Annotated in this window: 35 protein-coding genes and 1 riboswitch; of the genes, 14 read left to right on the forward strand and 21 right to left on the reverse strand. The window is 62.8% G+C overall.

Translation table 11 applies throughout. The features are described from left to right. The 5 genes from WV31_RS07545 (at position 1) to WV31_RS07560 (ending at position 2,355) form a co-directional block, all read left to right on the forward strand. Positions 1 to 945 (forward strand): hypothetical protein, encoded by a 945-nt coding sequence (locus WV31_RS07545; RefSeq protein WP_085372980.1) that lies wholly within the window; start codon positions 1 to 3, stop codon positions 943 to 945. Positions 946 to 1,069: 124 nt separating this feature from the next. Continuing rightward, positions 1,070 to 1,519, forward strand: a complete 450-nt coding sequence (locus tag WV31_RS07550) for a cell wall hydrolase (RefSeq protein WP_237051537.1) — start codon at positions 1,070 to 1,072, stop codon at positions 1,517 to 1,519. Further along, positions 1,512 to 1,679, forward strand: a complete 168-nt coding sequence (locus tag WV31_RS21995) for a hypothetical protein (RefSeq protein WP_168185869.1) — start codon at positions 1,512 to 1,514, stop codon at positions 1,677 to 1,679. The genes WV31_RS07550 and WV31_RS21995 overlap by 8 nt, the downstream gene beginning before the upstream one ends. Continuing rightward, positions 1,676 to 1,855: a hypothetical protein gene (locus WV31_RS07555; protein ID WP_085372982.1), complete on the forward strand. Its 180-nt coding sequence runs from the start codon at positions 1,676 to 1,678 to the stop codon at positions 1,853 to 1,855. The genes WV31_RS21995 and WV31_RS07555 overlap by 4 nt, the downstream gene beginning before the upstream one ends. Before the next feature lie 110 nt (positions 1,856 to 1,965). Further along, positions 1,966 to 2,355: a hypothetical protein gene (locus WV31_RS07560; protein WP_085372983.1), complete on the forward strand. Its 390-nt coding sequence runs from the start codon at positions 1,966 to 1,968 to the stop codon at positions 2,353 to 2,355. A 180-nt stretch (positions 2,356 to 2,535) separates the two neighbouring features. Here WV31_RS07560 and WV31_RS21485 read toward each other — a convergent pair whose 3' ends face one another. Further along, entirely contained in the window at positions 2,536 to 2,907 is a 372-nt protein-coding gene (locus WV31_RS21485) for a hypothetical protein (protein WP_145980778.1), read from the reverse strand. Between the two features lie 8 nt (positions 2,908 to 2,915). Further along, positions 2,916 to 3,359, reverse strand: a complete 444-nt coding sequence (locus tag WV31_RS07570) for a hypothetical protein (protein WP_085372985.1) — start codon at positions 3,357 to 3,359, stop codon at positions 2,916 to 2,918. Between the two features lie 230 nt (positions 3,360 to 3,589). Between WV31_RS07570 and WV31_RS07575 the strand changes: the two genes are divergently transcribed. Beyond that, a complete protein-coding gene (locus WV31_RS07575; RefSeq protein ID WP_085372986.1) occupies positions 3,590 to 4,024 on the forward strand; it encodes a helix-turn-helix domain-containing protein in 435 nt (144 codons plus the stop codon). Beyond that, positions 4,021 to 4,590 carry a TonB C-terminal domain-containing protein gene (locus WV31_RS07580; protein ID WP_085372987.1) on the forward strand — a complete coding sequence of 190 codons (570 nt, stop codon included), beginning with the start codon at positions 4,021 to 4,023 and terminating at the stop codon, positions 4,588 to 4,590. The genes WV31_RS07575 and WV31_RS07580 overlap by 4 nt, the downstream gene beginning before the upstream one ends. A 299-nt stretch (positions 4,591 to 4,889) precedes the next feature. On the opposite strand, the gene WV31_RS07585 is transcribed toward WV31_RS07580, so the two are convergent. The 18 genes from WV31_RS07585 to WV31_RS21490 all read right to left on the reverse strand — a co-directional run bounded on the left by WV31_RS07585 (position 4,890) and on the right by WV31_RS21490 (position 14,279). Beyond that, positions 4,890 to 5,117, reverse strand: a complete 228-nt coding sequence (locus tag WV31_RS07585; protein WP_085372988.1) for a hypothetical protein — start codon at positions 5,115 to 5,117, stop codon at positions 4,890 to 4,892. A gap of 14 nt (positions 5,118 to 5,131) precedes the next feature. Beyond that, a complete protein-coding gene (locus WV31_RS22000; protein WP_168185870.1) occupies positions 5,132 to 5,305 on the reverse strand; it encodes a hypothetical protein in 174 nt (57 codons plus the stop codon). Further along, complete coding sequence (locus WV31_RS22005) at positions 5,302 to 5,460, reverse strand: hypothetical protein (RefSeq protein WP_168185871.1); 159 nt, start codon at positions 5,458 to 5,460, stop codon at positions 5,302 to 5,304. The genes WV31_RS22000 and WV31_RS22005 overlap by 4 nt, the downstream gene beginning before the upstream one ends. Further along, positions 5,460 to 6,008: a lytic transglycosylase domain-containing protein gene (locus WV31_RS07590; protein WP_168185872.1), complete on the reverse strand. Its 549-nt coding sequence runs from the start codon at positions 6,006 to 6,008 to the stop codon at positions 5,460 to 5,462. Before WV31_RS07590 ends, WV31_RS22005 begins: the two co-directional genes overlap by 1 nt. A 117-nt stretch (positions 6,009 to 6,125) precedes the next feature. After that, on the reverse strand, positions 6,126 to 7,070 hold the full coding sequence (locus WV31_RS07595) for a discoidin domain-containing protein (RefSeq protein WP_085372990.1): 945 nt from the start codon (positions 7,068 to 7,070) through the stop codon (positions 6,126 to 6,128). Positions 7,071 to 7,073: 3 nt separating this feature from the next. After that, entirely contained in the window at positions 7,074 to 7,691 is a 618-nt protein-coding gene (locus tag WV31_RS07600) for a hypothetical protein (protein WP_085372991.1), read from the reverse strand. Continuing rightward, positions 7,691 to 7,996, reverse strand: coding sequence for a hypothetical protein (locus WV31_RS07605; RefSeq protein ID WP_085372992.1), 306 nt, complete (start codon positions 7,994 to 7,996; stop codon positions 7,691 to 7,693). Before WV31_RS07605 ends, WV31_RS07600 begins: the two co-directional genes overlap by 1 nt. Before the next feature lies 1 nt (position 7,997). Continuing rightward, a complete protein-coding gene (locus WV31_RS07610; RefSeq protein WP_085372993.1) occupies positions 7,998 to 8,372 on the reverse strand; it encodes a hypothetical protein in 375 nt (124 codons plus the stop codon). After that, a complete protein-coding gene (locus tag WV31_RS07615) occupies positions 8,369 to 8,755 on the reverse strand; it encodes a hypothetical protein (protein ID WP_085372994.1) in 387 nt (128 codons plus the stop codon). Before WV31_RS07615 ends, WV31_RS07610 begins: the two co-directional genes overlap by 4 nt. 3 nt (positions 8,756 to 8,758) lie before the next feature. Further along, complete coding sequence (locus tag WV31_RS07620; RefSeq protein ID WP_085372995.1) at positions 8,759 to 9,019, reverse strand: hypothetical protein; 261 nt, start codon at positions 9,017 to 9,019, stop codon at positions 8,759 to 8,761. 5 nt (positions 9,020 to 9,024) lie between these two features. Next, a complete protein-coding gene (locus WV31_RS07625; protein ID WP_085372996.1) occupies positions 9,025 to 10,008 on the reverse strand; it encodes a hypothetical protein in 984 nt (327 codons plus the stop codon). A 287-nt stretch (positions 10,009 to 10,295) separates the two neighbouring features. Beyond that, a complete protein-coding gene (locus WV31_RS07630; protein ID WP_085372997.1) occupies positions 10,296 to 10,928 on the reverse strand; it encodes a hypothetical protein in 633 nt (210 codons plus the stop codon). Further along, positions 10,909 to 11,376 (reverse strand): hypothetical protein, encoded by a 468-nt coding sequence (locus WV31_RS07635; RefSeq protein WP_085372998.1) that lies wholly within the window; start codon positions 11,374 to 11,376, stop codon positions 10,909 to 10,911. The genes WV31_RS07630 and WV31_RS07635 overlap by 20 nt, the downstream gene beginning before the upstream one ends. Beyond that, positions 11,373 to 11,753 carry a hypothetical protein gene (locus tag WV31_RS07640; protein WP_085372999.1) on the reverse strand — a complete coding sequence of 127 codons (381 nt, stop codon included), beginning with the start codon at positions 11,751 to 11,753 and terminating at the stop codon, positions 11,373 to 11,375. Before WV31_RS07640 ends, WV31_RS07635 begins: the two co-directional genes overlap by 4 nt. After that, the gene (locus WV31_RS07645) at positions 11,753 to 13,051 is read right to left on the reverse strand and encodes a hypothetical protein (protein ID WP_085373000.1); all 1,299 of its coding nucleotides are present in this window, start codon (positions 13,049 to 13,051) and stop codon (positions 11,753 to 11,755) included. Before WV31_RS07645 ends, WV31_RS07640 begins: the two co-directional genes overlap by 1 nt. 55 nt (positions 13,052 to 13,106) lie before the next feature. Then, positions 13,107 to 13,493 (reverse strand): hypothetical protein, encoded by a 387-nt coding sequence (locus WV31_RS07650; protein ID WP_085373001.1) that lies wholly within the window; start codon positions 13,491 to 13,493, stop codon positions 13,107 to 13,109. A gap of 2 nt (positions 13,494 to 13,495) precedes the next feature. Next, positions 13,496 to 13,903: a hypothetical protein gene (locus tag WV31_RS07655; RefSeq protein WP_085373002.1), complete on the reverse strand. Its 408-nt coding sequence runs from the start codon at positions 13,901 to 13,903 to the stop codon at positions 13,496 to 13,498. A gap of 172 nt (positions 13,904 to 14,075) precedes the next feature. Then, positions 14,076 to 14,279 carry a hypothetical protein gene (locus WV31_RS21490; RefSeq protein WP_145980779.1) on the reverse strand — a complete coding sequence of 68 codons (204 nt, stop codon included), beginning with the start codon at positions 14,277 to 14,279 and terminating at the stop codon, positions 14,076 to 14,078. Between the two features lie 448 nt (positions 14,280 to 14,727). Between WV31_RS21490 and WV31_RS07665 the strand changes: the two genes are divergently transcribed. From WV31_RS07665 to WV31_RS07690, 6 genes are all read left to right on the forward strand, one after another. Continuing rightward, entirely contained in the window at positions 14,728 to 15,057 is a 330-nt protein-coding gene (locus WV31_RS07665; RefSeq protein ID WP_168185873.1) for a hypothetical protein, read from the forward strand. Positions 15,058 to 15,139: 82 nt separating this feature from the next. Further along, positions 15,140 to 16,003 carry a peptidoglycan-binding protein gene (locus WV31_RS07670; protein ID WP_085373005.1) on the forward strand — a complete coding sequence of 288 codons (864 nt, stop codon included), beginning with the start codon at positions 15,140 to 15,142 and terminating at the stop codon, positions 16,001 to 16,003. 77 nt (positions 16,004 to 16,080) lie between these two features. Further along, the gene (locus WV31_RS07675) at positions 16,081 to 16,752 is read left to right on the forward strand and encodes a transglutaminase-like domain-containing protein (protein ID WP_085375519.1); all 672 of its coding nucleotides are present in this window, start codon (positions 16,081 to 16,083) and stop codon (positions 16,750 to 16,752) included. After that, on the forward strand, positions 16,749 to 17,570 hold the full coding sequence (gene mazG / locus WV31_RS07680) for a nucleoside triphosphate pyrophosphohydrolase (protein ID WP_085373006.1): 822 nt from the start codon (positions 16,749 to 16,751) through the stop codon (positions 17,568 to 17,570). The genes WV31_RS07675 and mazG overlap by 4 nt, the downstream gene beginning before the upstream one ends. Next, a complete protein-coding gene (locus tag WV31_RS07685) occupies positions 17,560 to 18,210 on the forward strand; it encodes a hypothetical protein (RefSeq protein WP_085373007.1) in 651 nt (216 codons plus the stop codon). The genes mazG and WV31_RS07685 overlap by 11 nt, the downstream gene beginning before the upstream one ends. 1 nt (position 18,211) lies before the next feature. Then, the gene (locus tag WV31_RS07690) at positions 18,212 to 18,967 is read left to right on the forward strand and encodes an SDR family NAD(P)-dependent oxidoreductase (protein ID WP_085373008.1); all 756 of its coding nucleotides are present in this window, start codon (positions 18,212 to 18,214) and stop codon (positions 18,965 to 18,967) included. Positions 18,968 to 18,973: 6 nt separating this feature from the next. Here WV31_RS07690 and WV31_RS07695 read toward each other — a convergent pair whose 3' ends face one another. Beyond that, positions 18,974 to 19,555: a TMEM165/GDT1 family protein gene (locus WV31_RS07695; RefSeq protein ID WP_085375520.1), complete on the reverse strand. Its 582-nt coding sequence runs from the start codon at positions 19,553 to 19,555 to the stop codon at positions 18,974 to 18,976. 17 nt (positions 19,556 to 19,572) lie between these two features. Next, positions 19,573 to 19,751, reverse strand: a riboswitch (yybP-ykoY riboswitch). Between the two features lie 190 nt (positions 19,752 to 19,941). On the opposite strand from WV31_RS07695, the gene uvrA reads away from it, so the two are divergent. Next, positions 19,942 to 22,785 (forward strand): excinuclease ABC subunit UvrA, encoded by a 2,844-nt coding sequence (gene uvrA, locus WV31_RS07700; protein ID WP_085373009.1) that lies wholly within the window; start codon positions 19,942 to 19,944, stop codon positions 22,783 to 22,785. The last annotated feature ends 112 nt before the right edge of the window (positions 22,786 to 22,897 follow it).

The raw sequence follows: 22,897 nt of genomic DNA on the forward strand, positions 1-22,897 counted from the left end.
ATGGGCATCCTGTCGCCCAATCTCCGTCCCGACCTGGACGCCCTGCGGGTGGACGTGGCTGTGGCCGCTCTGCGCGACGTGGTTAAAGACGGCTGGTCCGTCCTGGGGCTGTCCACCGGCATGGTTGACGCTCTGACCGATCAGTTAGGCATCGCCAGCTTGGGGGGCGCCACCTATGACGGCACGGCCAAGGCGGTGAGCAATCCCGGCGGATACACTGCCAATCTGTGCAGCGGCGGCACCGCGATTTGCAGCACATATTGGAATGCCACATATCAGCCTTCGAATGCCTTTGATGGCAACAACAGCACGGTGTGGCAACCGGGGGCTGGGGAAGTCGGGGCGGGTATGAACAATGTATCATTTATCGGATATCAGTTCACATCATCTAGGGTAATAAGACAAATTGTAGTCAATCAGGACCCGACTGGCGCGGTAAGTCAGATACAGGTTCAAGCACATATCTCGGGCGCGTGGACAAATATTGGGTCGGCATCAAGTGTTGCATCGGGGTCCAATAATATTTCAGTTCCGGCAAATGTTGGATCAACGCAATGGCGGGTATTGTGCACAAATAACGGGTCAATCAGCTATTGGAACATCCGCGAAATTTCGATGGCGGAAGCGGCTGCATCTGCGGCGGTAACCGTGACGTCGAACGCCTTCGCCCTCGGCTTCCAGCCGTCGCTGGCGCGCATCGTCGCGCCCATGGAGATCGGCTCCGGCGTCGTCGGAACGGATGGCCTGCTTGACCTGTCCCGCGACGGCGCGACCTGGACGGCGGTGCCGTTGTCCGACCTGGGGAAATTCGACAGCAACACCCGCATCGTCGGGGGCTTGGTCAATCTCGCCGGCCAGCCGGCCGGAACGTCCATTTACTGGCGCTGGCGCACCACCTCGGGCATCGCCCAGGCGCTGCACGGCGTCTGGGTCCAGTGCAAGTGAGGTGACCTATGCCGCCCATGCCGTTCAATCCGGGGGACAACCCCATTCCTGATGACGCTTTCCCGGTGGGCCGCTGATGCTGGCCCGCCTCTTCGGCCTCGGACTTCTAGCCTATGGGGTGTACATGCTGACCGGTTCTCAGGCGAAAGCCGCCATCATTTCCAGCTACGACACCATGTCGGAGCCCAACGCCGACGTCGATGTGGTCGCCCGCACCATCTGGGGCGAGGCGCGGGGCGAGGGCGTTACCGGCATGACCGCCGTGGCGAACGTCATCGCCAACCGAGTCGCCCAGCCGGGATGGTGGGGCAGGGGGTGGCGCGGCGTCTGCCTCGCGCCCTACCAGTTCTCGGCCTGGAACGCCAATGACCCCAATCTGGTCAAGCTCTCCACCGTCACCACGGCGGACCCGTCATTCGCGGCCGCCGTGGAGATCGCCGCGGGGGCCGTCTACGGCACCCTGGCCGACATCACCGGCGGCGCCACCCATTACCACGCCCTCAACATCCATCCGGCCTGGGCGGACGAACTGACCCAAACGGCCCGCATCGGAGGGCATGTGTTCTATGCCTGACCTTCTGAACCTGTTGCAGGCCGTGGCGCCGGGCACCTTGCCCGCCGGGGCGATCCTGTACGCATGGTGGAAGCTGGACCACCGCATCACCGTGCTTGAAGCACGGTGGGAAATCCTCTGGCAGCATCACATCAATTCTCAAAAGGAGACCGGACCATGAAGTGGTTCCTCAAGCGCCTGCAGGAAAACTCGACCAAGACCGCCCTGGTGACCGCCGTGGGGGCCGGTGTTGGCGCCGCCACCGGTTCCGTGGACCCCGGCACCGCCGCCGGTGCCCTGATGGCCGCCCTGGTGGCCTTCCTGACCCCGAACAACGCCGAGGTGCCCCATGGCTAAGGGCCGCACCGCCTCGGGCAAGCTCAAGAAGGGCTACCGCATCACCAAGGGCGGTGCGGTGGTCAAGGCCAAGGCCAAGCGGCGCAAGCGCCGGTAGGGAGGGGCTTGCTGTGGCAATCGAGATCGACGTCAACAATTACAGGTGGGTCGATCAAGGGATATGGAGCAGTTGGAGTAAGGCGCAGCGCCGTGAATTTGTGAACGGAGCCATCGCCCATGGGTATACTCCGATTGACCCGGTTGATGGGGAGGTTACTCCCCGTCTTGTCCCCCCTGATGGCGCCAACGGGGAGGATGGCGGAACCGCTGCGATCAATGCGGTGACTGCGGATGACGCTGGGACTGATGCGGGCCCGCCGGTCGGTGACAGTGCCTCTGGCCTTGGGTTTCAATGGCCGGATTGGGGCATCCTGGCGCAAACCAAGCAATTCCCATGGCTGCTGCTGGGGGCTGGGGTAATCCTGGTGGTGATGGCGTCTCGCCGTCATAGGGGGCGGTGATGGCGGAAGAAACCGAATACCAGTCGGGGCCGGGGTGGGGGCTGGGCGATCCAGTGACCGCCCGCCCGTCTGACTTGGTCACCTATGACCAGTATGGCCCGGACGGGAAGGGGTGGTTCTGGATTGGAACCGTTGCCATCCCGTCCGCTGCTGCCTACTTCGCGCTTGGGTCGTTCTTCCTCATTGCTTGGGGTTTGACCCGCCGGTGAGTTCGGAAAGGGCGTTTTGGACGCTGTCCGATTTTTCAGCAGAGCTTAGAGGCTGCCATTGCAGGTAGCCGCACTTCTGGCTGGGCGGCACAGCTGCATTGTCGTCCAGCAATATCAGTCGGGAGAAGTTGTCTTTCCGCTCTGATCGAACCTGCATAGCGTATGGACGCCCGGTGATCCCGCCTTTGAAACGAATGACGGCGGTGTCGCGTCCACTCATCGAGCATTCGAGATATTTGGCTGTCGGATGAAAGCACGACACGATGTTTGGCGCTGCTTCGCAGATGGTCGCGGCTTGGGCGGCGGCGGGCAAGGCCAGCATGGCAAAAATCTGAATGGCCATTCTCGGTTTCATGGGTTGGCTCTCCTCTTGACGGCTGATGCGAGCTGGGCGGCGGTGCGAAGTGATACCCCCAGGCGGTAGGCTATGCGGTCGTTGCGAAAGCCCTTCCAGACCATATCGGCTACAGCTTCCAGTCGTTGCTTGCGCGCTTCCTTCTCGCGATGTTTCATGGCAATTCGAAGGTGGGCAAGGGCTTGCTCGTCTCCGAGCCCTGGAAATTGCCGTTGCATTTCAGCAACACAGGGGGCTAAGTCGACGTCGCCGGAAGCCTTGCCCAGTGCGGCTTTGGCGAGCATTTGCAGGGTGCGGAATTTGGCTGTTGCATTCCTGCTACATACTTCAAGCATAGCCTCTCTTTTGGCGCGTTCGCGCACCTCGGAGAGCATTCTGTCTAAGAACTTCTCAAGGATAGGCAAAGTCTCGCGTGGGATGTCGTAAATGAACTTTTCCATGGTGCCCTCGGTCGAATGCCCATTCTGGGGCGTTGTCCTGTGGCCTTTGGCCGGGCTGGAAAGTATGGAAGTTCAAGCCGTTAGCAAGTGTTTTTCGTCGTCATAATATACATTATGCGACAAATGGGTATGGGGTGTAGGTAGGCTAACCTACTGTAATTATTCACTTGATATGCACGCTGAGAGTTTTTATTCCCGCCCTCTTCTCGCCCAGAAAGGGAGGTTTGGGAATGGAGGAAATGCTCCGCTATATCGCGCCGGATGCTTTGCCTGAATTTGGCAAATACTTGAAGCGCCTGCTTGGTGAGATACATACCAAGGTAAGTGATGCGGAAAAGCATTCGTATAGGGTCGCCGCTCTTGAGCGCCAGAGGCAGGCCATACACCTATGCGCCCGCCGCGCCTATGCCCGCATCGTCGGGGGAATGGACCGGGACGAAAGCATCCGGCAGGCCGCCCGAGAGGTGCCCTACCCGCCCGAAGCCGTCATTGCCTACCACGTCAAATTGATGGAAAAGAAGCAAGCCGCACGGCTCCGCGCGCGCAGAGATGGCCGCATTTTCGCCATGATGCGAGAGGGAAAATCAAACGCAGAAATCGCCCGGAGCCTGGGCGTATCGCCGTCTACCGTCGCTAAGACGCTGTCAAAAGGGGAACCGACATGAGCGCGCCCGTCTACCTTCTAGTGGTCTACCTGGTGGCGGGAAGCCCCATAATCACGACGACACCAACCCCAGATATGCAAACGTGCAAAGCTCTCGGCGAAGCAGTCAAATCAGTAAAATTCGGCAGCCCAGACCATGCTCGAGAAACTACTATAGCAGGGCCATACCAGTGCATCTCACCGACTATCAACGAAACCTCCCCGCTAGCAGAATTGCAAGGAAGGCAAAAAATTAGGGCTCACATCGAAAAATTCTGGAAAGTCCCAGCTATCGACCAAAATGATAGCGATATTTCCGTAATGATAAAAGTATCAGTACTTCCCGATGGAACGGTTGCATCAGCAGATATTGCATTTGATCCTGAAATGGCAAAAAACGGATCATACGGAATAGTTGCCGATAGCGCTCGCAGAGCCGTTAGAGCGGCCAGCCCGCTGCCAATTCCACGAGAAAAATACGAACAATATCGCGATTTTACGCTCAACTTTAATCCGCGCAGACAATCTAACGGTGCCGAAGCCCCCCAATCGTCCTCACAGCCAGATAAACGCCTGCAGCAGCGATGATCCACCAGCATTTAATGCCTGTGTTTTCGTAAAGCCACTGGCATGGATTAAAATTCAGGGAACCGGGCACCAAGGATGCCTTTCCGAACGCGCCCGGAACCCAATTTTCTGCCGACGACGCATCCCCGGCATTGCCCCGAACCCGCTGCAAATCATCCCCGAACCCCCCACTTCCATCGGGCCGGTTCGGGTTAAAAACATCAATAATCACAGATGGAAACGGAAGCGGCTCCCACTCGCCATCATCCCTCCGCCGCCATGTCCCCCTTCCGTCAGAAGAGTGATTACCTCACCAGCCATCACCGCCCCCTAGCAGCGGACGCCATCAGGACGGCGAAGCCCAAGCCCAGCATGATCATGGGCAAGGTGACGCTCACACCGCCGATGCGCCACGCGAGATTGCCGTTGCTGTCCCGGTGGGCATCAGTGGGCGGCCCGCCCTCCTCCACAAGCATTTGGGTCAGGCGCTCCACTTCACTAGTCGGCAGGCGCGGGCCATTCAAGGCGTCCAGCGTCTCTTGATCCATGGCGCGCCCCTCCCCTAGCCCTGGGCGGCGTTGTTCGGGGTGGCGAAGGCCACGAAGGCGGCCATGGCCGCGCCGATGGCGGTATTGGCATCCACCGACCCGGTAGCCACGCCGATACCCGCCCCCAGGGCTGTCAGCAGGGCGGTACGGGTCGAATTCTCGGCCAGACGCTTAAGAAACCATTTCATCCTTCGCACTCCATTGCACGGTTGCACGGCAGGCGCTTGAAAAGCACCTCCAGTTCCAGAATGCGGCGGTCCAGTTTCCACCACACCCAGACGATAGCCGCCGCCGGGAGAGCCCCAGGCGCGACGGAATTCAGCGAGGCGACAATCAGTTCCATCAAATCCTCGCCGCCCACAGCAGGCGCGCAGCCTCGAATTTCATCACGTAGGCATACGGGGTATAGCCCTTCATGGCATTGCCCACGCCCGCGTTATACGAGCCGATCCACAGCGACCGGGGCGGCGCGGAGCCCATGCGGCGCGCCAGATAGTCCCAGGACCAGCGCAGATGCCGCATGCCGAACAGGATATTGGTTTCCGGGTCATACAGCCCCTCGGGCGGGCCGTCATAGCCGCGATCCGCCGCCGTCCTGGAAAGGATTTGCATCAAGCCATAGGATGCGTCGTTGATTTGTGGTTCGGCCCGATACGCGCCAGGGCGGAACGAGCTTTCAATCTGGATTACCGCCAGCACGTCGGCGATATCGAACCAGCCGCCGAATTCGGCTTCGTTGATGGCGCGGACCATTGCCACCACATCCGCGCCCGCGCCCGTGTAAGCGCCCGCACGGCCGTAGTCATGTCCGCCGGGGCCGGTTTCCACATCCGGGCCAGCAATGCCGACCTCGGCCGCCGCCGCGCCGTCCTGTCGCTGTTTCATGACCATGTAACCTCCAAAGGCGATAAGGGCGAACCCCATCAGGCGAAGCATTCGGGCACCGGACGGAATTCATCAGGGATAGGGTTTTCACCGGGTTTGATAGGCATGGGGGGCATGATCACCTCACTTGCACTGAATCCAGACGCCATGCAGCGCCTGAGCAATCCCAGCGGTTGTCCGCCACCGCCAATAAATGGACGATCCAGCGGGCTGGCCCGACAGATTGACAAGGCCGCCGATGATGCGCGTGTTGCTGTCGAATTTTCCCAGGTCGGACAGCGGCACCGCCGCCCATGTCGAGCCATCCCGCGACAGGTCAAGCAAACCATTTGTTCCGACGACGCCAGAGCCGATCTCCATGGGCGCAATGATGCGCGCCTGAACCGGCTGGAAGCCAAGAGCGAAGGCATTCGACGTCACGGTTACCGCCGCAGATGCAGCCGCTTCTGCCATCGAAATTTCGCGGATGTTCCAATAGCTGATTGATCCGTTATTTGTGCACAATACCCGCCATTGCGTTGATCCGACATTTGCCGGCACTGAAATAGTATTGGCCCCCGATCCAACACTTGATGCCGACCCAATATTTGTCCACGAGCCCGAGATATACGCCTGGACTTGCACCTGACTAACCGCGCCAGTTGGGTCTTGATTGACTACAATTTGCCTTATTACGCGAGATGATGCGAATTGATATCCAATAAAGGATACATTGTTCATCCCCGCCCCGACTTCCCCGGAACCGGGTTGCCACACCGTACTGTTGTTGCCATCAAAGGCATTCGAGGGCTGATATGTTGCATTCCAATACGTACTGCAAATCGCAGTTCCGCCGCTGCACAGATTGGCGGTGTAGCCCCCTGGATTGCTTACCGTCTTCGCCGCGCCGTCATACGTGGCCCCACCCAGGCTGGCGATGCCTGTTTGATCAGTCAGCGCATCAACCATGCCGGTGGACAGGCCAAGGACGGACCAGCCGTCCTTGACCACATCACGCAGATTGGCTATCGCCACGTCCACCCGAAGGGCATCCAAATCAGGGCGCAGATTGGCGGGAAGAACCCCCATAGGTCAGCCCTCCGCCAGGATGCGCACGTCCGTTGCGGCTGCGCTGGCAATGGCCCAGACCGCCGCCTGAGTGCCCTCGAAAGTGAACCCCTCCCCCGGCCCCAGCGGAAACCCGCTGGCACTGGTTACGGCATTGTCCGCCCCCAGGTAGACGATGGCCGAGGCGGAGTTGTTCTTGACGGTCAGCTTCTGGCGGGTGCCCGATGCAGCCACGACCTGGCTAGCCGCAACACCGATAGTTGCAGCCGATGCCGCCAGGGACGAGCCCATGGCCTGCGTGACGATTTGCGAGGTTGGCGGCGCGTCCACCTGAATGGCCGCCGTCCTGGGATCGATCAGCGAAATCAGGATGAACGCCCACTTTCCCGGCTGGGCATTCCAGCGCAGCTTGTAACGGCTGGCCTTGCCCGACACCAGGGTGTTGATGCCCATGGGGATGTAGTCGTCCACCGCCGTGCCAATCGACACTTCGATCATGGCGGCTAAGTCCTTGACCGCCGGCCGGCCATTGGCGTCGAGCGTTCCCGCCCACAGCAGCTTGAAATAGTTCGCCTCGATACGGATATCGTCGGCGCCAGCCGCATCGAGCGGCACCCGGTAAATCTGATATTCGGCGGGCATTAGTGTTTGCTCCCGTAATAGGCCGCGCCCAGCGCCAGGGCGGCGATGATCAAGCTGTCTCGGCTGGACTTGTCCATGGCAGCCACGGCCTTGTCCGCCACTTCCTTAACGGTGGCGGACAGTTCCTGCGTCGTCTTGGCGCGCTCCGTCGTCACGCCGGAAATGGCGTCGGTCAGGTTCTGAATTGGCCCGACCAGGGGCGCGGTGTCCAAGATGTTCTGGACCTGAACATTGCTGGTCACATCCACATTCGTGGAGTTGGTCGCATTGGAGGTGGAGGAAGAGGAGGAACCGCCGCCGCCCATGTCATGCCTCCCACGACAGGGATGCTTGATCCACCCGGGCCCCCGCCCGCGCCATGTGGTAGACCACCCCCGGCTTTTGCGTCCACGCCCTGGCCCCCTTGAGGCCGAGCAAACGGACCATCTCTTTCGACCACTGAATGGCCGCCCGCATGACCGCAGGGCCACCGGCCACCGCCTCAATGCAGAGATATCCGCAAGATGCCGACGTCGCCATCATCCCTACCACACGTCCCGACGCATCCTTGGCAACGATCACGGCAGCTTCCCCAGCCTTAATCCGCTTCTCCACATCCGCAGCAGCAGCAGAGATTTCGAAATCGGCATACAGCCAATCCCGCAACCCCTCATACCATTGCGCAGGATGAAACGAGATCATGACCGGCTCACGATGTAGAGCGCGCCGATCCCAAGCATGAGCATCAGCAGCATGGAATTGTTGCCGCCAGCGCTCGCGCTCTTGGCCCCTGTGTAGGGCTCATCCACGCCATAACGCGCAGCCGCCCCCGAGCCATAGGCCCACGGAATAGAAGACGGCGAGCTATTGCCCGCGCTGGAACTCGGCGTTCCCGTCGCGCTCCCAGACGGATTGCCCGACGACGACGGGGTGTAGGTGCCGTCCCCTGTCGAGGCGAATACGTTGGGGTTGAACGCGAGGTTCAGCACGTTGGAGGCGTTGGACGACGACGACGACGAAGCCCCGCCCTTGCCGCCGCCCATCAGGCCGCCCAGAACCATGCTCATGGTGTCAAGACCGGCCATGACTTAGCCCCTGTTGGTGGCGCGCACGAGGAACAGCATGGCGAACAGCCCCATCCCCCACAGCACGTACTGAGAATTCTTGGAATTGCCCATGGACAGGGCGAGCGCCTGTTGCTGCGCTGCCTCGACCCGCCTTTGTTCGGCCACCTGGGCTTGCGCCTGGGCTGACGCAATAGCCGCCTGGGCGTTCATGGAGGACTGGTACGCGCCCAGCCCTCCATTCACCAAGGTCCCGAACCAGCCTTCGCCGAGAACCTCATCCATGGCGATCAGCTCAGCTTGAGCGGGCGGATTGCCTCGCGGATGGTGCTGATGACGCACACGCCCGCCGACTTGGTGACACCCAGAATGAACTTGAGGGTGCTATCCAGGCCAGCGGTGTTGATGCAGGTGGACAGAGAGCCATCCTGCTGGTCGAAGTTCAGATGGTAGCAGCCATCACGCAGGGCGGGACGCTGGAACATCCGCATGTTCTCAGCCCGAAGCACATAGCCGCCCCGGTTCTCGAACACGTAATTGCCCGCCTCCAGGCTCACCTTGCCGTTGTCCAGCACGGTGTTCACCGCCACGTTGTCGTTGGTGGTGATCATGGTCAGCGAGCGATAGACGAGGCCGGTGCCCTTATCGACTTCAATGCCGAAATTGTCGGAGCTACCGACAATCGGGCTTTCGGACGTATCGATGGCGCGGACCAGATAGGGCCGGTCCCCCGGATTGATCATGTGCTCGGCTTCGACCTGCAACGACACGCCGGAAACCGAACAGCCGTTGGTGGTGCCGAAGATTTCGGTCATCGCACCGGCCCAAGTGATAACCAGGGAGATGGAGCCGATGCCGCGAGTGTCCAAGGCGCAATCGTCATAGCGACGGCCACCCGGCAGGGTGAATTCCAGCGGCAGCAGCAGACGAACCGCCGTGGTGGCGGCGTTGCCAGCCGTGATGGGCTGGGAGATGCCCGGCAGAATGTCGCGGCCTTCCAGCAGCAGCATTTCGGCCAGATCGGCACCAGAGATCGACCACACGGTATCGCGGCCAGCCACGATGACCTCAATGCGAGCGATCAGACGGGCAGGCCAGTTACGCAGGGCACCGGTGGGTGCCGAAGCGCCGTTGGTCAAGGTATAGGAAAGGTCCAGGTCCAGCTTGTGGATCACGCCTTCGCGATCCATTTCGATGGTCTGCCGACCGCCCGCCACGTAAGGCACGGCGTTATAGCGGCGGCGCTGGAGTGAGCGCTGGGCGGGCGGGGCCATAAGGGCGACCTCCCGCTTAGACGAGGTTGAAGCGCTTGGCGGCCCACAGGCCAGCCACGACGGCGGCGACGGAAACCGCGAAATCCTTGATGTTCATGTCTGTAGTTCCTCTCGGGTTGAAGCCCACGACGGGCACGCGAGAGGAGCAAACATGATCATGATCATAGGCCGCAAAACCGTTTACGTTAACGTAAACGGCAAAAATCAAGAAAAATCAGGCCGTTGCGGATTGTTGTTCATGGCATGAAAAGGCCCCCGAAGAGGCATTTTCCCGTATACGTAAACGCTCAATCGAAGGGGGATTTTCGCACTTGCCACGCCCCGCCCCGCCGCCAGTCGACGCACTGCCGAGAGCCCGGCTTAAGCCCCGCCACAGCCCCCGCCGCCTCCGTTCCGAGCAAGCCTGGCTGTCTCGGCGTGCCCGCCAGATAGCGAAGGTCCGCAGGCTCAGCGGTGACGAAGGCACAGACACGGGTGGCGTTGCGGGTGAGCGTGCGGGGAACCGCCAGGGCGGAACGGGCGATGGCGAAGCACCTGCATCCCTGATGCCGACCAGCGTTCCACAGGCGATATGGCGGGGTATCGGGCTTGATGTAGGGAAAGAAGAAATCCACCTCATCCCAGATGATCAGGCAATCGCCCGCCGCCAGGGCGGCGCGATTGGCCCATAGAAAGCCCGTCTCCTCCCCCATGGTATCGAACCCTCGCCAGCAAATCCGCGCCTCGGGCTCTTTCAGAAGCTGGCAAAGGTCCGCCGGGTCATCGACCACCAGGGCACCCGACGCCCACGCTGGCTCCGCGTTCGGGTCGCAGATGATGACGCGGGGAGCCACCTTCCACGACTGATGGCGGGCGAGGTGAGACTTGCCCTCCCCGCCCATCCCCAGAAACACCCGATTGTCAGGTTCCAGCAGCAGCACCGCCGCCCCCCGCGATATCGGCCAGAGCGCCCGCCTGGGCGGAGATGATTTCCGCCTCGGACGGAATGTTCGCCACAGCCCCCATGACGGCAGCCTCGGCCTTCGGGGGCAGGCGCTCACGGTTCTTGACCACCCCAAGTCCGACCGCTCCGAGGGCCAGCCACGCCGCCGTCTTTTCGTCCAGACCATCCATGGTCAGGTAGAACCGCAGCACGTTGTTGACGGCCCCGGCCAGGGTGTCCACCTCCCGGCTTTCCAGCCGCGTGACGTGGGCCGCATCGCAGGCGATGGCCCCCACCACCTCGACCAGGGGCACCGTCACCGCCTGGACAAAATCCGGCAGCGGCGCAGGCCCAGACGACACGGGGGCGCTCGCCCCCTCCCCCGCCCCACCGGCTTCGGAAATGCCGCCCACCTCGGAAATCATGGCGTCGAGAGCTTCGGTCATTTCGACACCCCCATCAGCACGTCCGCAATCCCCATCTCGAATATGCTCCGCTTCGGCGGCTGCGCATTGAGCTTCTCCGGCTCCGGCGTCGGCGCGGGCGGCGCGACATCCTCGACCACCTCGACGGCCACGGGCTCGACCTTCGCCGCCGCGTTGCCCAGCCACTTCTTCCGCGCCTCCGTGCTCGCCCATTTGGTCACTCCCTTAGCGATCTTCTGAGCCGCCGTCTTGGACCGACCCATGAATTGAGCATTGCACCCGCCGTCATGCTCGGGCGGGCACACGATGTAAGCCCCGGACTTCATTTCCTTGGCCGTCGCCTTGGCGCAGCCGCACACCGGGCACTTGATGGCCCCCATCACCGCGTTGTCAGCCATCAGAACGGCACTCCCTCTCCAGACGCTCCAGACGGGCATGCAGTTCCGTCACCATGGCCAGGGTGGACCGCGCCACCGCAATAGCCTTCCCGATGCCAAGCAACGGGTTGCGCTCCACCTCTTCCAGCGTCTTGTGACAACTGGCAATCAACTGATCCATTGCCTTCCTCCTCTAAAATAAAAACGTACTTCTTTGCCGCACGATCAATCTTCGTGCGGAAATCCTTCGGTTGTTGTTCGATGTAGCTTTCAGCCATGCCTTGCACGGCAGGCGGAACCTCTCGGGCATCCGCGCCGGTCGCCAGGGACCACGACGCCAGAAGCCCCAGGATCATGGCTGACATGGTTTGCGCCAGGGCAGCGCGGCGCACTTCCTTGACCACACCAGGGCGCGCCCCGCTGGTCATTTCGAACAGGTCGCCCGCCACAGCCTCGGTCACAGCCGCCCACAGAGGGTGGATTGCCCACCGCGCCCGATTGCTGTCGGCGCTGGGCATGCAGTAGCGGATATCGGCCAACGCCAGGGCGAACAGGTCGCCCAACTTGGCATCAAGGTCCGCCCATGTGGCGATGCCCCAGCGCTCTTTCAGGTGCGCCTTTCCGGCCCGCATCTCGACGCGATAGACCCGCTCGCCCTCGGCCAAAGGCTCCATGCCCTGCTTTTCCATGGAGGCCGCCCAGATCACCGGCCATTCCGCCTTCTGGCGGGCCGCCACTTCCTTGGTCTTGTCATAGACGATGATTTGCCGCCCCGGCATCTTGCCCACCGTGACGCTGGTGTAGCGACCGGAAACGCCATGAATATCAATATCCTCGGCATGATCGGCCCGACTGGTATGGGAATGCATGACGAACGCCGTGGGATCGAGAACGAAGCCCGGAAGATCGGCGGCGCGCACGTCAACCGCATAGTCCACGCGGGCGATAGCTTCGGCCATCACATCCGCGCCGATGGCCTCCAAGAATTCGTACATCTCGACGCGCACGCGCCCGAAACCCTTGGTCGCCAGCCACGCCGAACGGGCCGAGACGCGAATATTCCACTGGTCCGCCTTCTGGTTCCGCGAGAAGAACCACACCGCCCCTTCCGGCCCCGTGTCACAGCGATAGGCATAGCCGCCCTTGGCCCCGCTTTCCGCCACATGAAAGGACTGCCCCCGCCATTCCACCAGGGTCGGACGGCGAGCCTCCATTGCCTCGACTTTGGCGCGTTCCAACACCTCGCATAGCGAGGCAGGAATGCGGCCCTGGAAAGTCACGTCGAGGCCATCAAAGCCCTTGTAGATCGGGGTAATCATCTATCCGTACTCCGGTACATCTAGAGGGGGGTGCTACAAGGACCCCCCTCTTTTTTCAGGCAGACCGCAGCAACCACGCCGACCGCTCGGCAGAAAAATCCGCCTCCGCCTGGAGCCGGTCAGCGAACCGCGTCAGCCAATCCCGCACTCCCCGGCTCTTGTCGGCATCAGCCTCGGACGGGTAGGAGGTGGCAATAGACCGCAGATCGGCGGCGATGGATGCGGACTGCTCACGGGAACGACGAAGGGGGCGCTCCAGGGTCAAACCCCGATGCGCCCCCTTGCGGAAATCGTAGTGCTCGATCAACGGCCAATGGCCCGACAGATCGAAGGCCCACAGCACGTCAATATAGGCATCCCCCAGCGGGCGGGCGATGGGCGACCCCAGCCAAAGCGGCGGCGTAACCACAATCACCAAACCCGCATGGGAAATCCCGCGCATGATCAGAACGGAATGGCGTCACCGTCCACATCATCGGCGGGAGCCGACGCGGGACGGGACGCGGGAGCCGAGTTGCCGCCCATGGCGAGATACCAGCCCTCGCCATCCGGCCACGCCACCAAGTCCATGCCGTCCGGGATACCTGGTTGCTTGGCGATGCGGATCGACCACATGAAGCCGCCCGCGTTCTCGCCGGTCTTGATTTCGTTCCGGTAAGCCGTCCCGGCATCGAACGGACGCCCGGAGGGGGTCTTGAGCCGCACCCGGAATATCGGGCTGTCCTTCCGCGACAACTCCCCGGACGGGTCAATTGCGATATCGGTTTCCAGCACCATGGAAACCAGAAGGCCACGCAGCACCGGCAGACCGCCGCGCTCCGCAACCTGAGTGAGATTGCCCAAATTCGCCATGTTGATGCCCCTTTAGCTTGTTTCCGCGCTCCGCGCGTAAAGCCCCCTTTAAGAGTTCGGGGGCGGGCAGGCCCGCCCTGAACAGGATTTACCGGAAGAGGGAGGCGGGCCGTTGGCCCGCCCCCGCCCCCGAAGCCGCCGACCGAAAGGGGGGAACGGTCGGCGGAAAGCTCTAGTCCTGAATGGGGCCGATGCCGTAGCCGCCCGAGGGATGGTGGTTGGCGGCGAAGCACAGGCACTCGCCCTGCGTGCCCCGGTAGACCACCTCGCCCTGGACGTAGACGGCGTGCGTCACGTCGGCGAACGGCTGGTTGTCGCTGGCAGGCCCGACGTCACACGGCGGCGACACCTCGGCGTTCTGGATGTCAGCGATCACCCAAGACATCTCTTCCGCCGCCTTCTGACAGGCATCAGCCGCCAGAAACAAATGCTCCGACGTCGCCATGAGGCGCGCCACGACGGCCCGCGCTTCCTCGCAATGGTCCATGATTGACACCCCTTGTTCGTTTCACGTCTTGCGTGGTGGCACTATGTCAGCCACAAGAACTGGGGTCGCGTCAATATGTTGTGGCGCAGAATAAAGCGCACACTATTCATAGTGCATACTATATCTTGTCAATAATTAGCCCGTGAAACACCACAGGATAAACACGCCACCCCTCCCCCACTTTTGGCGACTTGCAGAGTCAATCGCCATGGCTCATCATTTTCTATACAAGGAAAGGGGGTAGACTTTCGGCGGAACGTCAGGTGAACATCTTTCATTACCCTGTCGCCAATCTATACATTATGCGACAAATGGGTATGCGATTGTGGAGGATGCCATGGACGGTTCCGACCGTATGATCCGCAAATTGAGCCTGTCCCTCTCCACCCCGGTACCCCCGGAAGCGCTCGCGGCCCTTTCGCGTCCGGAAGGCATTCTCCACATCCGCGCCGACGATGAGGCCGGTCGGACCATCAGCGTGACCTATGATCTTCGCCACGCGACCCTGGCTTGCGTGGACTCATGGCTGGCCGCCAACGGAGTGCATCTGTCCGACGGCTTTCTCTCCCGCCTCCACCGCCGCTGGCTGTCGTTCAAGGACGACAATCGCCGTGACCAGGCGGCCATCGTCCATCAGTGCTGCAGCGTACCGCCCCGAAAGCACTGATACTATTGCTAGCATTTATATCTTTTTCAAAATACCATTAAGCCTTGCCTGAGCTGGGACAAAGACTCATGGGGGGGGCTCAATGACATCGCTGCAATCCATCACCGCCGCCATCGCACCCAATGCCAAACCTGAATGCAAGACGGCATTCGCCGACACGGACGGACAACTGGCGCAATACGGCATCACCACCCGGCTGCGCCTGTGCCATTTCATCGCCCAGATCATGCACGAAACCAATGGCGGCACGGTGCTGGTGGAGAACCTGACCTACACCACCGAAGCCCAGCTCCTGAAGATTTACGGTGTCGGCAAGCACTCCGCCGCCATCACTCCCGACGAGGCACCGGGCCTGCTGCGCAATGCGAAAGGCTTGGCGGAGCGGGTCTACGGCCTGGGCAATCCGGCCAAGGCGGCGGAATTGGGAAATACCCAGCCGGGTGACGGCTATCTGTTCCGCGGCCGTGGCGTGCTCCAGACCACCGGCCGCTTCAATTACGTCAAGGTGGCCAAGGAGACCGGGCTCGATTGCGTCAGCAATCCCGACCTGATCATCCTGACCGAAAATCTGCTCTCGCCCGCCCTTTGCCATTGGCAGGCGGCCAACATCAACCCGCTGGCCGATGCCGACGACATCGTCGCGGTCACCAAGGCGGTCAACGGCGGGACAAATGGCCTGCCCGACCGCAAGCAGTGGTACGCCAAGGCCTGGGCCGCCTCCGGGGAAGGCACCGCGCCGCAGCCCGCCAATGCCCCTCCGTCCGACCTCGCCCGCCTCCAGGCCGCCCTCAACAAGGCCGGAGCCAATCCCCGCCTGGTGGTGGACGGCGCCGACGGCCCCAATACCCGGCGGGCGATCAAGGCATTCCAGGCGGTGCATGGGCTGGTCGCCGACGGTGTGGCCGGTCCCAATACCAGAGCCGCGTTGCAGCCGTTCATGGACTAGGCTTCGGCAGGGTTTGCCCGAGGGCCGTGCTTGTGCCTATGCTGGCGGCCAAAGCCAATCCGAGGTCAGCCCCGCCCATGAGCATCGATTCACGCGCCCTGCAGCCCGGCCGGTTCATCCAGAGCCATGATCCCGCCATCATCGCCTTCGCCCGCAAGGCCGCCCAAGGCGCTTCCGACCGGTTGGACGCCGCCATCCGCCTCTATTACGCGGTGCGCGATTCCGTCCTTTACGATCCCTATGTCCGCTTCAATGTGCCGGAGACCTATTCGGCGGCCGACGTGCTGGCCAAGGGCAGCGGCTTTTGCATCCCCAAGGCCGCCCTGCTGACCGCCTGCGCCCGTGCCGTGGGAATTCCCGCCCGCATCGGCTTCGCCGACGTCCGCAACCATCTGGCCACACCCAAGCTGCTGGACAAGAACGGCAGCGACGTTTTCCGCTGGCACGCCTTCGCCGAGATCATGGCCGAGGACCGGTGGGTCAAGGCCACGCCCGCCTTCAATCTGGCTCTGTGCGAGAAGTTCGGCGTCCATCCCCTTGAATGGGATGGAAAAACCGATTCGGTCTTCCACCCCTTCGACAAGCAGGAGCGCCGCCACATGGAATACGTGGCCCAGCACGGCAGCTTCTGGGACGTGCCCTTCGAGGAGATCACCGCCGCCTACCGCCAGCATTGCCCGCTGATGATGGTGGACGATCCCTGGGGTACGGGCGCCGACTTCGCCGCCGAGGCCAAGGCCGGAGAATGAGCGAGAAACCGATCGAACGCCTGCTGGCCATCATGGCCCGGCTGCGGTCGCCCGTTGGCGGCTGTCCCTGGGATTTGGAGCAGAGCTTCGCCACCATCGCGCCCTACACCATCGAGGAAGCCTACGAGGTGGCCGAGGCCATCGAGCACGGCGACATGGTCCAGTTGAAGGACGAACTGGGCGATCTGCTGTTCCAGGTGGTGTTCTACGCCCAGATGGCCAAGGAGAACGGCGATTTCGACTTCGACGCCATCGCGTCGGCCATCGCCGACAAGATGATCCGCCGCCATCCCCACGTCTTCGTCGAGAATGACGGCCGGGATTCCGCCGGGCAGGTGGAGGCCTGGGAGGAGACCAAGGCGCGCGAACGCGCCGCCAAGGCCCAAGGCGCGGCCGAACCCGGCATCCTCGACGGGGTGGCCCGCACCCTGCCCCCCATGACCCGGGCCTTGAAGCTGCAAAAGCGCGCCGCCCGGGTGGGCTTCGACTGGGACCGGCCGGAAACCATCCTCGACAAACTGGCCGAGGAAGCCCAGGAAATCGCCGAGGAAATCCGCAGCCAAGCCCCCTTCGACCGCCTCGAGGACGAGATGGGCGACGTGCTGTTCGTCTGCGTCAACCTGGCGCGCAAGCTGAACGTCGACCCCGAGCGCGCCCTGAAGCGGGCCAACACCAAGTTCGAGCGCCGCTTCCGCCATATCGAGGCGGAATTGAAGGCCGCCGGGCGCTCGGCCGATTCCGCCACCCTCGACGAGATGGAGGCTCTGTGGCAGGCTGCCAAGACCTTGGAAAAGTCCGGAGGACACGGTGGCGGGTGACTGGCTGAAGCGGATCGGCGTCCTGGCGGCTGTGCTGCTGCTGTCGTCGTGCTACATCCCCGACAAGTTCAGGAGCGAGCTGCGCCTGTCCAAGTACGGCGACTATTCGCTGACCTACAAGGGCGACCTGATGTTCGCCCCCATCCTGGACGATTACCGCAAGAACAAGATCAAGCCCGAGAACGAGGCCGAGCGGCAGGAGAACATCCGCCGCGACCTCGCCCGCGACATCGCCTTCCGCAAGATCGAGTCCAAGGGCAAGGGCCGTTTCGCCGTGGAATACGAGCGGGTCGGCCGCCTGGGCAAGGTGCAGCTGACCTCCCTGATCCGCCGCGACGCCCGCCTGCTCTCGCTGCGCTCCATGGAAAACGGCGCCATCGTCATCAGGGCCAACGCCATGAAGCCCTCGGATGCCCAGATTCTGGCCGAATTGGGCCTCAACATGGAAGGCGAGTTCCGCATCACCACCGATGGCAACGTGGTCAAGCACAATGCCACCCAGGTGAAGCCCTTCGGCACTTCGAAGGTCTATATCTGGAAGATCGAGAATCCCCTGGCCGTGATGCCGGAACTGGTGATGATCCGCGACGTGGACCCCGCCCGTCCCCTCGCCCCCCGCCCCTCGGAGCTCGACGAATAGCATGTGGAAGAATCGCACCGTCCTGGTCACCGGCGCCACCGCGGGCTTCGGCGCAGCCATCGCCCGGCGCTTCGCCGCCAACGGCGCCAATCTGGTGATCTGCGGACGCCGGACCGGGCGGCTGGACGCCCTGAAGGCCGAACTGGGCACCGCCGCGCCGGTGCATGCGGCGAGCCTGGACGTGCGCGACGGCGCCGCCGTTTCCGCCTTCGCCGCCGCCCTGCCCTGGCCCGTGGATGTCCTGGTCAACAACGCCGGGCTGGCCCTGGGGCTGGAACCCGCCCAGGCGGCCGAGTTGGACGACTGGGAGACCATGATCGACACCAATCTCAAGGGCCTGATGTACATGACGCGGGCCATCCTGCCCGGCATGGTGGAACGCGACCGGGGCCATGTGATCAACATCAGCTCGGTGGCCGGCACCTATCCCTATCCCGGCGGCAACATGTACGGCGCCACCAAGGCGGCGGTGACCCAGTTCTCGCTGAACCTCATCGCCGATCTGGTCAAGACCAGGGTGCGGGTCAGCAATATCGAGCCCGGCCTGTGCGGCGGCAGCGAGTTTTCCCAGGTGCGCTTCCACGGCGACGCGGAGAAGGCGGCCAAGGTCTACGAGGGCACAACGCCGCTGACCTCGGACGACATCGCCGAGGCCGTCTACTGGGCGGCCTCCCTGCCCGCCCACGTCAACATCAACCGCATCGAGATGATGCCGGTCTGCCAGGCCTCGGCGCCCTTCGCCATTCACCGGTCGTAGGACGAGCTACCCCATCACCGCCTTGCCCACATCGGTCAGCGCCAGCACGCCCAGGATGGCGAACAGGGCGGCGGCGACCATGCGCACCAGCTTGAGCGGCAGCTTCTCGGCCATGGCGTTGCCCACGAAGACGGCGGGGACATCGGCAATCAGCATGCCCAGCGTGGTTCCGGTCGTCACCATGAGCAGATCGCCGAACCGCGCCCCCAGGGCCACGGTGGCGATCTGCGTCTTGTCGCCGATCTCCACCAGGAAGAAGGCGATGGTGGTGGCGATGAAGGCGCCGGCCTTCTCCCAGGTCTTGGGCTGGTCGTCCTCGTCCATCTTGTCGGGAACCAGGGTCCAGGCGGCCATGGCAATGAAGGAAAGGCCAACGATCCAGCGCATCGTTTCGGGGCCGATCCAGCGCGCCACCTCGACACCCAGCCACGCCGCCAGACCATGATTGGCGATGGTGGCGACGAAGATGCCGGCCACCACCGCCCAGGGCTTCCTGAACTTGGCGGCGAGCAAGAGGGCGAGAAGCTGGGTCTTGTCGCCGATCTCGGCGGCGGTGACCACGGCGAGCGATACGAGCAGGGAATCCATCAAGGCACCATACGGGGGATTGGGCGAAACACGACCGATGGCCCGGAATCCCGCCCAATCCCTGGGACGCACGAATTCCGAAGCCAAAGGTCTCGCCAAGCTTTTGGGCCGGACGCGCCAAGGACCCAAAGGCCCTAGTCTGTTGACGCGCCCCCTTCTGATGACCGAAGGCGGCTACTCCCCAATGACGGAGCGGACCATACCCATGCCAGCCATGCCGGGCAAGCCCTTTATCCTTCCTCCGAATCTCTCTAACATCCCGCCCCTCACATGTTCCGTCACCCCCGCGCAGGCGGGGGTCCATGGGGATGCAATCTCCGTGTGTCCGACATGGAGTCCCGCTTTCGCGGGAATGACGGAGAATTCAGGCGGTCAGGACGGTCAGTATGAGCGGCTTCATCCGGGTGCGCGGCGCCCGCGAGCATAATCTGAAGAACATCGACGTGGACCTTCCCCGCGACAAGCTGGTGGTGATCACCGGCCTGTCGGGCTCGGGCAAGTCGTCGCTGGCCTTCGACACCATCTACGCCGAGGGGCAGCGCCGCTACGTGGAATCCCTGTCGGCTTACGCCCGGCAATTCCTGGAGCTGATGCAAAAGCCCGACGTGGAAAGCATCGAGGGGCTCTCCCCCGCCATTTCCATCGAGCAGAAGACCACCTCGAAGAATCCCCGCTCCACCGTGGGCACGGTGACCGAGATCTACGACTACATGCGCCTGCTGTGGGCCCGCGTCGGCGTGCCCCACTCGCCCGCCACCGGGCTTCCCATCGAAAGCCAGACGGTCAGCCAGATGGTCGACCGGGTCGAGATGATGGAGGAAGGCACGCGGCTCTATCTGCTGGCGCCTTATGTGCGCGGCCGCAAGGGCGAGTACCGCAAGGATTTGCAGGAGCTGCAGAAGAAGGGCTTCCAGCGGGTCAAGGTGGATGGCACCCTCTACGAGATCGACGACGTCCCGGCGCTCGACAAGAAGAAGAAGCACGACATCGAGGTGGTGGTCGACCGCCTGGTGGTGAAGCCGGGCCTTGGCAACCGGCTGGCCGATTCCATCGAGACGGCGCTGGCCCTGGCCGATGGCCTGTGTATCGCCGAAAACGCCGATAACGGTGAGCGCACCACCTTTTCCGCCAAGTTCGCCTGCCCGGTGTCGGGCTTCACCATCGAGGAGATCGAACCCCGCCTGTTCTCCTTCAACAACCCCTTCGGCGCCTGCCCGTCCTGCGATGGCTTGGGCGTGAAGCTTTATTTCGATCCCGAACTGGTCGTTCCCAATCCTGGACTTTCCCTGCGTGAGGGCGCCATCGCGCCCTGGGCCGGCTCCACCTCGCAATACTATGTCCAGACCCTGCAGGGGTTGGCCGAGCATTACCGCTTCAGCCTGGAAACGCCGTGGGAGAAGCTGCCCGAACGGGTCCGCGAGGTCATCCTCCACGGGTCCGGCGCCGAGGAGATCCGCATCGCCTACGAGGACGGCTTTCGGGGCTACCACACCGAGAAGTCGTTCGAGGGTGTCATCCCCAACATGGCGCGCCGCTACCGCGAGACGGATTCCTCCTATGTGCGCGAGGAACTGTCGCGCTTCCAGGGCACCGCGCCGTGTGAAGCCTGCAATGGAGCGCGCCTCAAGCCCGAGGCCCTGGCGGTGAAGATTCACGGCCTGCACATCTCGGAAGCCACCGAATTCTCCATCCTGGCGGCGCGCGACTGGTTCGCCGACCTGCACAACCACCTGCGGCCCAAGGACCAGGAGATTGCCCGGCGCATCCTGCGCGAGATCAACGACCGCCTGGGCTTCCTGGTGGACGTGGGGCTGGAATACCTGACGCTGGGGCGCGGTTCGGGCTCGCTGTCGGGCGGGGAAAGCCAGCGCATCCGTCTGGCCAGCCAGATCGGTTCGGGGCTGACCGGCGTCCTCTACGTGCTTGACGAACCCTCCATCGGCCTGCACCAGCGCGACAACGACCGCCTGCTGGCGACGCTGAAGCGCCTCAGAGACATCGGCAACACCGTCATCGTGGTCGAGCATGACGAGGACGCCATCCGCGCCGCCGATTACCTGGTGGACATGGGGCCGGGCGCCGGCATCCACGGCGGCCAGGTGGTGTCGGAAGGCACCCCCGAACAGGTGATGGCCGATGCCAAGTCCATGACGGGGCGCTATCTCACCGGGCTGGACCACATTCCTCTGCCGCCCCAGCGGCGCAAGGGCAACGGCAAGACCCTGTCGCTGATCGGGGCGCGGGGCAACAACCTCAAGGACGTGGACGTCCACATTCCGCTGGGCACGCTCGCCTGCATCACCGGCGTGTCGGGCGGCGGCAAGTCCACCCTGGTGATCGAGACCCTGTACAAGGCCCTGGCGCGCCGCCTGATGGGCGCGCGGGAACAGCCCTCGCCCTTCGACCGCATCGACGGCATCGAGCATCTGGACAAGATCATCGACATCGACCAGAGCCCCATCGGCCGCACGCCGCGCTCCAACCCGGCCACCTATACCGGCGCCTTCTCGCCCATCCGCGACTGGTTCACCGAACTGCCCGATTCCAAGGTGCGCGGCTACAAGCCGGGGCGCTTCTCGTTCAACGTCAAGGGCGGCCGCTGCGAGGCCTGCCAGGGTGACGGCGTCATCAAGATCGAGATGCACTTCCTGCCCGACGTCTACGTCCAGTGCGACGTCTGCAAGGGCAAGCGCTACAACCGCGAGACCCTGGAAATCACCTTCCGGGGCAAAAGCATCGCCGACGTGCTGGACATGACCGTCGAGGAGGCGGCCGACTTCTTCAAGGCGGTGCCGGCCATCCGCGACAAGATGGTGACGCTGCAGCGGGTGGGCCTGGACTACATTCATCTCGGCCAGCAGGCCACCACCCTGTCCGGCGGCGAGGCCCAGCGGGTCAAACTGGCCAAGGAACTGTCCAAGCGCTCCACCGGCCGCACGCTCTACATCCTGGACGAGCCCACCACCGGCCTGCATTTCGAGGACGTGCGCAAACTGCTCGAGGTGATTCAGGCCCTGGTGGATGCCGGCAATACCGTGCTGGTCATCGAACATAACCTGGAAGTCATCAAGACCGCCGACTGGATCGTCGATCTGGGGCCGGAAGGCGGCGACGGCGGCGGCCGTATCGTGGCCGCCGGGACTCCCGAAGACGTGGCGGCCTGCGCCCAAAGCTACACCGGTCAATACCTTGCCCCGATTCTTGGCCGGAAACCGAGAAAGGCATCGTAACCCATTGGCGATAGACGCTTTTTTGCCTCCACTGAATCCTGCGTCGTAAAGACGTTACTTTAAGAAAAAAACGGCCTTTCTCCATTCAGTTCAGTGATGCAACGATTTCTGG

The organism is Magnetospirillum sp. ME-1, assembly GCF_002105535.1.
In the GTDB taxonomy this organism is placed as follows: Bacteria; Pseudomonadota; Alphaproteobacteria; order Rhodospirillales; family Magnetospirillaceae; genus Phaeospirillum.